The organism is Actinoplanes sp. NPDC049668 (assembly GCF_044465445.1).
In the GTDB taxonomy this organism is placed as follows: Bacteria; Actinomycetota; Actinomycetes; order Mycobacteriales; family Micromonosporaceae; genus Actinoplanes.
Genome location: NZ_JBITLR010000005.1, coordinates 38,540 through 50,745 on the forward strand (window position 1 = coordinate 38,540; position 12,206 = coordinate 50,745).

Below are 12,206 nucleotides of genomic sequence, written 5' to 3' on the forward strand. Positions count from 1 at the left end.
GGTCAACGATCTAGGACGCTGGGATGGCTCCGCCGCCGACATTTCGAGTCCATTGAGAAGGTTGAGACTCAAGCGGATTGACGCCTCCCGGCGAGGAACGTGGTCCAACCGCATACCATGCCGGCCATGGGGATGTACGCGTCGGTCCGGGGGTGGCTCGAGATCGACTTCAAGCAGCGCGGCATCGCCGAGCGGATCATCGAGCAGCACCGGCATGACCTCTACTCGGGTGGGTGGGCCTTTCCGTCGGTGCCGTTCAACTGGTCGCTGTACCTGTTCTACGGCGGGGACATCCGGCAGAGCGAAGTCCCCTGGATTCGCGATCAGGTCGAACAGCTCGCCAGAATGCCACCGGTCGACGAGGACGACGACTGGCCCACAGGGTTGTTCGTGGTCACCGCGGAGGAACACGAGGGTGCCCAGCTGTGGCAGATCCGTGAGTCCGCCGTCACCGAGCTACCGGCACCGGACCTGTCCTGGCTCAACAGATGAACGACGATCAGGTGACGGAGCAGGTCGTGTCGCCGAGGGTGAAGGTGGACGGCGCGGCGTTGGCGCCGGTCCAGGAGCCGAGGAAGCCGAACGAGGCAGTGCCCCCGGCCGCGATCGCGCCGTTCCACGCCGCATTGGTCACCGTCACGTCGGCGCCGGTCTGCCGGGCCGTGCCGTTCCAGGCCTGGGTGATCCGCTGTCCGGAGGGGAACGACCAGGACAGCGACCACCCGGTCAGCGCCGCGCCGCCGGTGTTGGTGAGCCGTACCTCGCCCTGGAAGCCGCCCGGCCAGCTGCCGGTGACCCGGTAGGAGACCGAGCAGCCCGGCGAGGCGGGCGGCGGCGTGATCCGCGACGGGTCCACCACGCCCCAGTACGCCGGCTTGGCCTGCAGTCTCGTGTCGAACAGCAGTGGGGCGTCCTTGCGGGTGACCGGGAACGTGTCGAGCCAGGTGTTGTCGTCGGCGAGGCCCCACAGGGTCACCGACGTGATCGCGGAGGCGTAGCGGCGGAACAGCGCGAGCATGTCGCGGTAGACGTACGCCTGGGCGAGCAGCCGGTCGGCCGGCGGGGTCGGGAAGGACTCCGAGTCGTCGCGGTAGATGCTGACGTCCATCTCGGTGATCTGCTGGGTGACGCCGAGCGGGACGAACTTCTGCAGCATCGCCTCCGTCTCGGCGACGGTCGGCCAGCCGATGTTGATGTGCACCTGGTGGCCGACGCCGTCGATCGGGATGCCCTCGGCGCGGAGCTTGGCGACCAGGTTGTACAGGGCGTCCCGCTTGGCCGGCACGTTGGTGTTGTAGTCGTTGATGATCAGCTTGGCGTGCGGCGCCACCTCGCGGGCCACGGTGAACGCGGTCCGGATGTAGTCCAGCCCGGTGATCGCGTACCAGGTGCTTCGCCGCATCCCGTCCGGCTGGCTCTCGTCGATCGCCTCGTTGACCACGTCCCACGTCGCGATGTCCGTGCCGTAGTGCGCGGCGACGTTGCGGATGTGGTTCTCCAGGCGGGCCAGCAGCAGGGCCCGGTTCTCGGCGGTCGCGGTCATCGGAGCGCCCGCCGCGTCGGTGAAGACCCAGGCCGGCGTCTGGTTGTGCCAGACCAGGGTGTGGCCGCGCACGGCCAGCTCATTCTCCTTCGCGTACGCGATGAGCGGATCGGCCTGCGCGTAGCTGAACGAGTTCTCGGCCGGCTCGGTGGCGTCCCACTTGAGCGCGTTGCCGGGGGTGACCGAGGTGAAGTGCCGGGCCAGCAGTTCGCCGTGCACGCCGAGGGTCTCCGCGGCGGTGATCGCCGCGCCGACCGGGAACTCGGTGACCACGTCGCGGATGCGCGGGATGTCGGTCTGGATCGGGAGCGCGGGCACGTACGAGACGGTGACGTCGTCGACGAAGAACGACCCGGTGGTGTTCGCGGTCTCCACGTAGACGCGCAGGAAGTCGACGTCGGCGGCGAGCGTGTACCGGCCGCTGAGGGCGACCCAGGCGCCGGAGCTCACGGCGGTGTTCCCGGCGACCTGGTCGTAGCTCGCGGTTCCCGCCGTGCGGCGCTCCACGCTCAGCCGCGCGCTGTCCGCGTCGGCGCCGTCGGCGAGGCGCACCCAGGCGGTGACCGTGTATTGGGTGCCCTTCTCGAACACGTCCAGCACGTCGAGCGAGGGCCCCTGCCAGCCGCCCGTGCGGCCGGTGACGGCCAGGCTGCCCGTGCCGCCGTGCGCGGCGGCGGTGCTCGCGGCGACCGTCTCGCCGCCGCGGGCCGCCCAGCCCTGCGTGGTGCCGTCCTCGAAGTCGCTGGTGACCACGGTGACGGGCACCGGGTCCGCGGCGTGGGCCGGCGCGACGCCGGTGAACAGCGCCGCCGCGGTCAACAGGGCGCAGGCGGCCGGAAGGGGCAGGAGCATGACTGGTCCTCACGCGAGAAAGTGACGACCATCGTTACATGGGAGCGCTCCCAGGACAATGGAGCCGACCTCAGAACAGCGAGAGCTGGCCCGGCGTGGGCTCACGCGCGCTGGTCAGCCCGCGCCGGAAGACCCACGGCCGCAGCTCGGGGGTCAGGTCCTCGGTGCCGGCCGGCACCGGCTCGCCGGTCAGGGCCCACAGCGACGGGCCGAGGTGGATGCCCCGGCCGGAGAGCGCCCACCGGATCACCGAGCGGCGCAGCGGCAGCCGGGCCGCTGCCAGGTCGGGCATCGGCAGGTCGGCCCGCATCCGCATGAGCCGCCGGTTGCGCTCGACGATCTCCCGGGTGGCCGGCGCGGCGAGCTGCTCGGCGGCCTGTGCGCCGACCGCCTCGCGCACCGACGACGCCTCGCCGTTGTCGAGCGCCGCCCACGCCGCGTCCACCGTGCCGAACGCCGCCAGCAGCCGGGCCGCCCGGGCGGAGCCGAACCGACGGACGCCGGGCAGGTTGTCCGACGGGTCGCCGCGCAGGGCCGCGTAGTCCCGGTACTGCCAGGACTGGACGCCGCAGAGCGCGACCAGGCCCTCCTGGTCGACCAGGACCGCCTCGTCGAAGCCGCCGTTGCGCACCCGCAGCACCGACGTGGTGTCGTCGATCAGGGCGAAGGCGTCGCGGTCGCTGGTCATCAGGACCGAGCGCCAGCCGCGGCCGCGGGCCAGCTCGGCCGAGCTGGCGAGCACGTCGTCCGCCTCGTACGACGGCGGGACGACCGTGCAGATGCCGGCCGCGCGCAGCAGCTCCGGCGCGCCGGCGATCTGCTCGGCGAGGTCCGCCGACTTCGCCGGCCGCTGCGCCTTGTACGCCGGGTAGTCGGTGCGCCGCGCGGAGTCCTCGGGGCAGTCGAAGCCGACCATGACGGCGGACGGCCGCAGGTGCGCGGCGGCCCGGGCGATGTAGCCGATCAGGCCGCGCAGCGCCCACACCGGCCGGCCGGCGCGGTCGAGCAGCCCGTCCATGGCCGCGGCGTGGTACGCGCGGTGAACGAGGCTGTTGCCGTCCAGAACGAGCAGCAGCGGTGCGGGGGGTGCCACCGGCACAGCTTAGGCCGCCGCGCCCCGCAGCTCGCCGAGCGCCGCCGCGAACACCTCGTGGTGCCGGGCGACGTCGTCGAGGGTGGTGTCCGGGCACATCAGCGCCATGTTGTGGAACGGGGTCAGCAGCACGCCCCGGTTCAGCAGGTAGGTGTGCAGGAAGTCCTCGAGCTCCGGGTCGGCGCGGGCGGCGGACTCGGTGCCGGTCCGCGGCGCGGGAGCGGCGAAGCGGTACTCGACCCGGGCGCCGAGCCGGCTGACCGACCACGGCAGCGCGTGCGCGTCGATGATCTTGGTGGCGCCGTCGGCGAACGCGGTGGCCACCTCGATCATCGTGGCGAACGCGGCGTCGGTGAGCACCTCCTCCAGGGTGGCCCGGGCGGCGGCCATCGACACCGGGTTGCCGGCCAGGGTGCCGCCGACGCCGCCCATGTCGATCAGGTCGAGGTCGGCGCGGCCGAGCAGCGCGGCGGCCAGCTCGGCCGACAGCCCGTACGCGCCGATGGGTATCCCGCCGCCGATGGCCTTGCCGATCGTGACGACGTCCGGCGTCAGGTCCCAGGCGGCGGTCGCGCCGCCGGGCCCGGCCGAGAACGTGTGCGTCTCGTCGTTGATCAGGTACGTGCCGTGTTCGAGGGTCAGGGCCCGCACTCCGGCGAGGTAGCCGGGCTCGGGCAGCACGATGCCGATGTTGGTCAGCGCCGGCTCCATCAGCACGGCCGCGACGTCGCCGTGCGCCAGCTCGCGGGCCAGCCCGTCGAGGTCGTTGAATTCGGCGACCCGGCTGGTCACTGTCACGTCGCAGGGCGCGCCGACGTTGCCGTCGCGGCTGCGCGGGTACCCGTCGGCGCCGGTCACGATCAGCGACTCGTCGACGGAGCCGTGGTAGCAGTAGCTGTTGACCAGGACGCGCGGCCGGCCGGTGACGGCGCGCAGCAGCCGGATCGCCCAGCGGTTGGCGTCGGTCGCGGTCAGCGCGAAGCTCCACTGCGGCACGCCGAACCGCCGGGTCAGCTCGGCACCGACCGCCGCCGCGTCGGCGGTCGGCAGCATGGTGCTGGCCCCGCCCAGCTCGCCGAGGCGCCGGGTGACGGCCGCGACCACGGGCGCGGGGGAGTGCCCGGCCATCGCCGCGGTGTCGCCGAGGCAGAAGTCGACGTACTCGTGGCCGTCGAGGTCGGTCAGCCGGGCGCCGCGCGCGGTGTCGGCGTAGACCGGGTAGCCGGCGGCGCTCTTGTTCATCCAGGTCATCGGCACCCGGCCGAAGAGGTTGCCCGCCCTCGCGTACTCGGCGGCGGAGCGGGGGTTGCGCCGCGCGAAGGTGGCCCGCTCGCGGTCCGTCAGGGCGCGGAGGCGGTCGCGGTCGATGACGTCGTCGGCTCCGGAACCCGTCGGCATGGCGCGACGCTACCAACGAACCGGCGTCTCGGCTCCCGTCCGGACGACCGATTCCGCCGGCCTCCGGAAAAGTCCTCAGCATCGGGCGGCGCCTGCCGATCGACATGGCGCTGATCAGTGCGGAACTCAGGAAGGGAGCCGCGGAGTGGACCTCGCCATCGACGCGGCTTACGCCGTGGTCAGCGAGCTGTTCGGGCCCGGAGCGACGGTGCCGTGGTGGGCCTGGGCGATGACGCTGCTGATGATCTTCGGCAAGCTGCTCGCGCCGGTCTTCCAGGCCGAAGCCCCGTCCGGCCCGGCCGCCGTCCCGGCCGCCGCGCCGCCGCCGGTCAACCTCGCGGCGATCAGCCCGCCGCCGGCCCGGCCGCCGGTCATGGAGTTCAAGGCCGGCTACTTCCCGGCCAGCCACTTCCAGTCCGACAGCGGCAGGTAGACCCCGGCACGACCTCCCCGCGCGGCGGGCTCCGCCGCACACGGGGGTGGCGGAGCCCTGCCGGACGGTCGGCTCAGGCGACGGTGGCCAGTGCCCGCCCGGCGAGGCCGAGTCCGACCAGGAGGATGAGCGCCGCGGTCGCCGAGGGCGCGACGGAGCGCCACCGGTCGAACAGCCGCAGGCGGCCCTCGAGGCGGTCGCGCAGCCGGATCAGGAGCAGGCCCGCCGCGGTCAGGGTGGCGGCCATCCCGAGGCCGTAGGCGATGACCAGCAGGACGCCGAACACGGTACGCCCGAGCGCCGCCGCGCCCAGCAGCACGATCAGCGCGGACGGGCTCGGCACCAGCCCGCCGGCGATGCCCAGCCCGGCGATGCCCCACTTACCCGGCCCGTGATCGTGCGAGTGCGAGTGTCCGTGACCGTGTGAATGGCTGTGCCCGTGACCGTGTGAGTGCCCGTGGCTGTGGTCGTGTCCGTGCGAGTGCCCGTGGTCGTGGCCGGACGGGCGGTACCGGCGGCGGATCGCCGACGTCAGGGCGCCCACGCCGATCACCGTGACCAGCGCGCCGCTGGCGAAGCCGAGCCAGCCCAGCACCGCCTCCCCGGCGATGCCCGCGACCGTGGTGAGCAGCAGCCCGAGCAGCAGCACCCCGCCGGTGTGGGTCAGCGTCACGGTCGCGCCGACCGCCACCGCGTCGCGCGTGCGGCCCCGGCTGCCCGCCAGGTAGGCGGCCATCACCGTCTTGCCGTGCCCGGGCAGCGCCGCGTGGCCCGCGCCCAGCACGAGCGCCAACAGCACCGCCAGCAGCCCGACCAGCGGGGTGAGCCGCCGCCCGCCGACCGCGTCCTCCAGCCATCGCTCGGCGCCCGCGAGAGGCCCGGTCAGGCCGGCCGGCCGGACGCCGGACGCCGCCCGCGGCGCGTCGGCCGCCGGCGCGGAGCCCGCGCCGGGCGCGGCCGTGAACGTGGCCGACCGCACGTCCGACGGCGACGCGAGCAGGTCCGCCGGGTACGCCCGCAGCTCGTCGCTCACGCTCGCCGTCGGCAGCGACGAGCCGGTCAGCGCGATGCCGGACCCGGCGGCGGCGAGCTCGCGCCAGCCGATCCGGTCGTCGCGGAAGGAGTTGACCACGGTCACCTCGGCGGACCGCCCGAGCGCCGCCGGCGCGGAGAGCCGGCAGTCCAGCCGGCTGGTCCGCAGCCCGCCCGCGCCCTCGGCGTAGACCAGCGAGGAGCCCGCGACACTCCACCGCACGGCGGCGCCGCCGGCCGTCACGGCCAGCGCGGCCGCCGCCTCGTCGCACGACGCCGGCGCGTCCTGCAGGGTCGGCAGCTCGGCGAGGTCGGCCACGACCACGGCGTCGATCCGGTCGGGGTACAGGGTCAGCCCCGCGTAGCGGTTGACCGAGAAGTTGCCCAGCGGGTGCGCGCTCGCCGCGGCGGCCGGCCATGCGGCGAACCCGAGGATCGCGAGCACGAGGATCATCAGCGTACGCCTCACGGCCGGGCCTCCAATGCGGACAGCGCGCGGGCGGCCGTCGGGCCGTCGGCGGGGGAGAAGTAGGGGTTGAGCTCGCGGACCCGCAGCAGCTGCGCCCGGGCGCCCGCGCTGTCGCCGGCGCTGAGCGACAGCACGGCGAGGTGGTACGCGTACGCGGCGTTGCGCGGGCCCAGCGCGACGGCGCGGCGGGCGTACGGCAGGGCCTCGGCGTCGCGGCCGGCGGCGTGCAGCGCGCGGCCCAGCACGTCGGCGACCTCGGCGAACGGCCGGCGCCGCCACTCGGCCCGGGCGGCCGTGACCGCGGCGCTCGCGTCGCCTTCGGCGAGCGCGAGCAGCGCGGCGGTCAGGTCGTCGCGGCCGCCGTTGGCCACGAAGATCCGGTGCGCGGCGTCGGCGAGGGTCAGCTGCCGGTCGGCCTCGGCGGTACGCCCGGCGAGGCGCAGCAGCTCGGCGTACTCCATCAGGGTGTCCGGCGTCGGCGTGCGGGCCGCGACGGCCGCGGCGTCGGCGAGGGCCGCGGCCGGGAAGCCTGAGGCGGCGGCGACGCGGGCCCGGCCGCGCAGCAGCGGCTGGTAGCCGGGGTCCGCGGCGAGGCCGGCGGCGTACTCGGCCCTCGCGCCCGGCAGGTCGCCGGCGAAGAGGGCCAGGTCGCCGAGCTGGGCGCGGCAGAACGCGATGTCGGCGGGGTCGACGGCCGCGTCCAGGGCCCGTCGCATCAGGTCGCGCGCCTCGGTGAGCCGACCGCGCTGCTCCAGGTCGTACGAGGCGCGGGCGTAGGCGGCCAGGCCGGGCCGCAGGTCGAGCATGCGCTGCACCGCGGCCGTCGCCGCGGCCGCGTCGCCGAGCTGGGTGTGCGCGTCGGCGAGTACGCCGTACGCGGAGGAGTCGTAGGGGTTGTCGCGCAGCGCGTCGGTGGCGAACCGGCGCGCGGCGGCGAAGTCGTGGCGGGCGTTGGCGAGGGCGCCGAGGCCGGCCAGGGCCGCCGGGTTGTCCTTGCCGCGCACCGCGAGCGAGCGGCGTAGCGCGCCCTCGGCCTTCGGGTACAGGCCGGGGTCCGCGGTGATCCGGGCCTGCTCGACGTAGGCGAGTCCGAGCGCGGCCCACGTCTGGTGGTCGCGGGGCAGCTCGCGGAGCCGGTCCTGTGCGCGGGTGATGCTGTCGGCGAGACGGTCGGTGCGCACCCGGGCGGGCGCGGCGGCCGGTGCCGGGGCGGGCTGCTCCCGCAGGCCGAAGACGGCGCCGGTGGCGAGCAGGGCGAGCGCGGAGACGGACACCACCAGGACCGTCCGAACTGGATGACGCATGGGAGCTTCCCTTCCGTACGGGCGCGCCCGGTGGGCGCGCCCGTAGCCGGTATCGGTCAGAAGGCGACGGTGTCGTCGCCGCGCGACGGAACTGTCCGGCGGCGCCACATCCACGAGGCGCCGAGCAGTGCCAGCACGGCGCCTCCGCCGATCACGGACGCCAGGACCACCGCGGAGAGTCCCCGGTCGTCCGAGGCCTGCGCCGAGGCGGGGCTCAGCGCCGGCGCCGGCTTCTCGATCGCCGGGCCGCTGGCGGACAGCTGCGCCGGTGCGGCGGCGGCGGTGTTGCCGGCCCGGGCGTTGACGGCGCCCTGGTTCGGCAGCGCGACGTACGGGAAGACGCCGCCGAACATGTTGTCGTTGCTGTCGACCTTGTCGCCCGCGGCGAGCGCGTCGACCAGCTTGCCGGTCTGCGCGGCGCCCTCGACGGCCTGCACGGCGATGTCGAGCGCGTCGTCGGCCAGGCGCCGCCCGTTCGGGAAGCCCTGCAGGTCGCCGGCGAGCACGCCGAGCCGGTTCGGCTGGGCCGTGACCGGGACGCTCAGGTTGAGCCGCAGCATCTCCGACGGGCGGAACCGCTTCGGGTCGACGTCCTTGTTGTTGAGCTGCGAGTTGAGGTCGGCCTTGATCGGGCCGCCGGCCTTGGTGGTGATGCCGGTCAGGAAGATCTCGACCAGGTCGTTGCGCGGGGTGGCCGGCGCGGGCACGCCGTAGAGGCCCTCGATCAGCTTCGGCAGCTCGGGGTCGGTGACCCGCTTGACGACGGCCGGGATGCCGGCGTCCTTGTCGGGCGAGATCGAGTTGAAGGCGTCCTTCAGGTTCGCCGGCACGACCACCTCGTTGACCAGCGGGTTGCCCAGGCGCGAGACCTGCACCCGGTCGTCGGTCAGCTTCGGGTTGCTCTGCCCGGTCACCTGTACCCGGTTGCGGTCGGTGGTGGTCCAGACGCCGATCACCGGGTTGCGCTTGGCGTCGCCGCCCAGCGCCACGTCCTTGAACGGCACCTGCAGCGCCAGGGTGTTGACGTTGTAGCCGGCGAGCGTGTCGTTGCCGGTCTCGCTCAGGTCACCGCCGTACAGCAGGTCGAAGACCTCCAGGTCGAGGAAGAACGGGTCGTCGGCCTGGCCGGCGAACAGCTTCCAGCCGCCCTGCAGCTGGATGGTGGCCTCGTCGCGCAGCTTCTGGTAGTCCGGCATCGACGCGGCGCCGATCCGGGACGGCGCGACGGGAGCGTCCTTGATCCGGGTCTTGAACGGCGCGCCGCCGAACGACGACTCCAGCGTGTAGGTCTGCTTGAACAGCAGGTTCTTGTCGTTGAACGAGGTGACCGGGCCGTTGTTGTACAGGAAGGTGTTGCCGCCGCGCTTGTCGACGTTCTTGAACGTCCAGCGGAACACCGCGTCGGCCTTGGCGTCGCCGTCGCTGTCCACGTTGATGTTGTAGGCGGCGTCGGTGGCGAACGGGTAGAAGTTCGGGCCCCCGTCCGGTTCCTCGAACGGGATCCAGTTGGCGATCAGGTTGACGTAGCCGGGGCGTTCGGGGCTGACGAAGGCGTACAGGTCGGTGTTGTCGGCGGCCGGGTCGCTGGCGATCAGCGGGGCCTCGCGGTGGCTGGACGCCACCGACGCCGCGGGGCCGAGGCCGGCGAGGGAGCCGACGAGGACGGTGCCGGCCGCGGCGATTGCCGCCGCGACTCTGCGCCGCTTGTGCAGGGGTTGCGTGGTCATCTCTGTCCTCCCGATGGGGTGCCGTGCGAGAGGGCTTCGGACCACCGGCGGTGGCGGCTGGGTGTGGGTCGGGTTCCCGTCAGTGACCCATCCGCGGCGCCGGCGGCTCCGAACGGGAGAGAATGGGCCGATGAGCACCGCGGACCTGTTCTCGGCCCGGGCCGGGCACTGGACCGGCGACGGCACCGGGGTGACGGTGATCCTGCCGCCGGCCGGCACGGTCGGGTCCGGGGAGGTGCGCGGCGGCGCGCCGGCGACCCGCGAGTTCGCCCTGCTCGACCCGGTCCGGCTGGTCGACCGCGTCGACGCCGTGGTCCTGTCGGGCGGCTCGGCGTTCGGGCTCGCCGCGGCCGACGGCGTGATGGCCCTGCTGCGCGAGCGCGGCGCGGGCTTTCCGACCCCGGCCGGGCCGGTGCCGATCGTGGTCGGCATGTCGATCTTCGACGGGTCGGTGCGTACCGGCCCGCCCGGCGCGCAGGGCGGGCGCGCGGCGGCGCTCGCGGCGCTGTCCGGCGGGGACCTCGCGGTCGGCCGGGTCGGCGCGGGCGCCGGCGCGTCGACGGGCAAGTGGCGCGGCCGTACGGACCCGGGCGGCCTGGGCCGGGCGCAGCGCGACGCGGGCGGGGTACGGGTCGCGGCGCTCGTCGTGGTCAACGCCTGGGGCGACGTGCTGGGCCGCGACGGCGAGCCGCTCTTCGGCGCCGCCGACGGCGCCGCGGGCCCGGCGGCCGCGTTCGGCATGGAGAACACCACCGTCGCCGTGGTGCTGACCGACGCGCGGCTGTCCAAGTCCGACTGCTTCCTGCTCGCGCAGAGCGGACACGCGGGCTTCGCGCGGGCCCTGCATCCGGCGCATTCGCGCTACGACGGTGACGCGGTGGTCGCGCTGGCCACCGGCGAGGCCGGCGCGGAGGCGAACCTGGACCTGCTGCGGGCGGTCGCCGCCGAGGTGGTCGCGGACGCCATCCGGGCCGCCGTCGCCTGATCGCGGGCTCCGGAAGTTTCGGTAATTCGGCCCGCCGACACCGCGATTGCGATCATCGATGGTCGAACTGCACTGGTCGTGAGCGCCTCCGTACGTACCGGAAAACTTCCGGAAATTTGTTGTTGACTGTGCTGTCATCACTTCTCAACAATGAAGGGAACGACGGACGTCGATTGTTTCCAGGAGGGTGACCACATGATCGGAAAACCTGGCGGACGGCGGCGAGCCGGTCTGTTGAGCGCCGCCCTGGCCGGCGTCCTCGCCGCGGCCGGCGTGCTGGCCGTGACCTCCTCGGCCGACGCGGCGGCCGACTGCGCCAACGGCTACGTGGGGCTCACCTACGACGACGGGCCCAACCCGTCGAACACCAACAACCTGCTCAACGCGCTGCGTTCGGCGGGCGTGCGGGCCACCATGTTCAACACGGGCCAGAACGCCGCCGCCAACCCCGGCCTGGTCGCCGCCGAGCGCAGCGCCGGCATGTGGATCGCCAACCACAGCTACACCCACCCGCACATGCTCACCCTGAGCCAGGCGCAGATGTCCTCCGAGCTGTCCCGGACCCAGACCGCCATCCAGAACGCCGGCGGCGGCACCCCCAGGCTGTTCCGCCCGCCGTACGGCGAGACCAACGCGACGCTGCAGTCGGCGGCCTCCGCCCTCGGCCTGCGGACGCTGACCTGGGACGTCGACTCGCAGGACTGGAACGGCGCCAGCACCGCGCAGATCGTGCAGGCCGCCTCGACCCTCACCAACGGGCAGACCATCCTCATGCACGACCAGTACGCGACCACCGTCGCCGCGATCCCGCAGATCGCCGCCGGCCTGCGCAACCGCGGCCTCTGCGCCGGCATGATCTCGCCGACCACGGGCCGGGCCGTCGCGCCCGACGGCACCACGCCGACGACACCCCCGACCACCGGCCCGACCACCCCGCCGCCCGGCGGCACCTGCACGACGACCTACACCGAGGGCCAGAAGTGGAGCGACCGCTTCAACGGCCAGGTCGCGGTCTCCGGCACGAACAACTGGGTCGTGACGGTCACCCTGCAGTCACCCCAGAAGATCATCGCAACCTGGAACGCGTCGGTCAGCTGGAGCAGCGCCACCGTGATGACCGCGCGGCCCAACGGCAGCGGGAACACCTTCGGCTTCACCGTCCAGCACGGCGGCAACTGGGCCTGGCCGTCCTTGTCCTGCCGCGTCGGGTAGCCCAGCCCGGCGGGTCACCGGTCGCGGGGCGCGGCGGGCACCCCCCCCCCCCCCCCCCCCGGCCGCCGGCGGCGGCCGCCGCGGAGACCCCGACGCCGGCGCTGGAGGGGTGTTCGACCCTGCACTAGCCGCAATCCGCGGCCGGTGCGCCGCACGGG

At 74.0% G+C, this 12,206-nt stretch carries 10 protein-coding genes; 4 read left to right on the plus strand and 6 right to left on the minus strand.

Annotation, left to right across the window (positions count from 1 at the left end; translation table 11 throughout):
* The first annotated feature begins 126 nt into the window (after positions 1–126).
* A complete protein-coding gene (locus tag ACIBSW_RS21435; protein WP_354722985.1) occupies positions 127–492 on the plus strand; it encodes a hypothetical protein in 366 nt (121 codons plus the stop codon).
* A 7-nt stretch (positions 493–499) separates the two neighbouring features.
* Here ACIBSW_RS21435 and ACIBSW_RS21440 read toward each other — a convergent pair whose 3' ends face one another.
* From ACIBSW_RS21440 to ACIBSW_RS21450, 3 genes are all read right to left on the minus strand, one after another.
* Positions 500–2,395 (minus strand): endo-1,4-beta-xylanase, encoded by a 1,896-nt coding sequence (locus tag ACIBSW_RS21440; protein WP_354722987.1) that lies wholly within the window; start codon positions 2,393–2,395, stop codon positions 500–502.
* A gap of 70 nt (positions 2,396–2,465) precedes the next feature.
* A complete protein-coding gene (locus ACIBSW_RS21445) occupies positions 2,466–3,488 on the minus strand; it encodes a 5'-3' exonuclease H3TH domain-containing protein (protein WP_354722989.1) in 1,023 nt (340 codons plus the stop codon).
* 9 nt (positions 3,489–3,497) lie between these two features.
* Entirely contained in the window at positions 3,498–4,886 is a 1,389-nt protein-coding gene (locus ACIBSW_RS21450) for a transaminase (protein ID WP_354722991.1), read from the minus strand.
* A 145-nt stretch (positions 4,887–5,031) separates the two neighbouring features.
* On the opposite strand from ACIBSW_RS21450, the gene ACIBSW_RS21455 reads away from it, so the two are divergent.
* Complete coding sequence (locus tag ACIBSW_RS21455) at positions 5,032–5,319, plus strand: hypothetical protein (protein WP_354722992.1); 288 nt, start codon at positions 5,032–5,034, stop codon at positions 5,317–5,319.
* Between the two features lie 73 nt (positions 5,320–5,392).
* On the opposite strand, the gene ACIBSW_RS21460 is transcribed toward ACIBSW_RS21455, so the two are convergent.
* The 3 genes from ACIBSW_RS21460 to ACIBSW_RS21470 are packed head-to-tail and all read right to left on the minus strand — an operon-like array spanning position 5,393 to position 9,851.
* Positions 5,393–6,820, minus strand: coding sequence for a sulfite exporter TauE/SafE family protein (locus ACIBSW_RS21460; protein WP_354722994.1), 1,428 nt, complete (start codon positions 6,818–6,820; stop codon positions 5,393–5,395).
* Complete coding sequence (locus ACIBSW_RS21465) at positions 6,817–8,124, minus strand: hypothetical protein (RefSeq protein WP_354722996.1); 1,308 nt, start codon at positions 8,122–8,124, stop codon at positions 6,817–6,819. The genes ACIBSW_RS21460 and ACIBSW_RS21465 overlap by 4 nt, the downstream gene beginning before the upstream one ends.
* Before the next feature lie 56 nt (positions 8,125–8,180).
* Positions 8,181–9,851, minus strand: a complete 1,671-nt coding sequence (locus ACIBSW_RS21470; RefSeq protein ID WP_354722998.1) for a DUF4331 domain-containing protein — start codon at positions 9,849–9,851, stop codon at positions 8,181–8,183.
* Positions 9,852–9,981: 130 nt separating this feature from the next.
* Here ACIBSW_RS21470 and ACIBSW_RS21475 point away from each other — a divergent pair, with 130 nt between their 5' ends.
* Both ACIBSW_RS21475 and ACIBSW_RS21480 read left to right on the plus strand, forming a co-directional pair.
* Entirely contained in the window at positions 9,982–10,836 is an 855-nt protein-coding gene (locus tag ACIBSW_RS21475) for a P1 family peptidase (RefSeq protein ID WP_354723000.1), read from the plus strand.
* A gap of 195 nt (positions 10,837–11,031) precedes the next feature.
* Entirely contained in the window at positions 11,032–12,048 is a 1,017-nt protein-coding gene (locus ACIBSW_RS21480; RefSeq protein WP_354723002.1) for a polysaccharide deacetylase family protein, read from the plus strand.
* The last annotated feature ends 158 nt before the right edge of the window (positions 12,049–12,206 follow it).

Bases quoted from the DNA above. Each gene is read 5' to 3' on its own strand.
- ACIBSW_RS21450 (WP_354722991.1), bottom strand. From the start codon at position 4,886: ATGCCGACGGGTTCCGGAGCCGACGACGTCATCGACCGCGACCGCCTC.
- ACIBSW_RS21465 (WP_354722996.1), bottom strand. From the start codon at position 8,124: ATGCGTCATCCAGTTCGGACGGTCCTGGTGGTGTCCGTCTCCGCGCTC.
- ACIBSW_RS21475 (WP_354723000.1), top strand. From the start codon at position 9,982: ATGAGCACCGCGGACCTGTTCTCGGCCCGGGCCGGGCACTGGACCGGC.
- ACIBSW_RS21470 (WP_354722998.1), bottom strand. From the start codon at position 9,851: ATGACCACGCAACCCCTGCACAAGCGGCGCAGAGTCGCGGCGGCAATC.
- ACIBSW_RS21435 (WP_354722985.1), top strand. From the start codon at position 127: ATGGGGATGTACGCGTCGGTCCGGGGGTGGCTCGAGATCGACTTCAAG.
- ACIBSW_RS21440 (WP_354722987.1), bottom strand. From the start codon at position 2,395: ATGCTCCTGCCCCTTCCGGCCGCCTGCGCCCTGTTGACCGCGGCGGCG.
- ACIBSW_RS21480 (WP_354723002.1), top strand. From the start codon at position 11,032: ATGATCGGAAAACCTGGCGGACGGCGGCGAGCCGGTCTGTTGAGCGCC.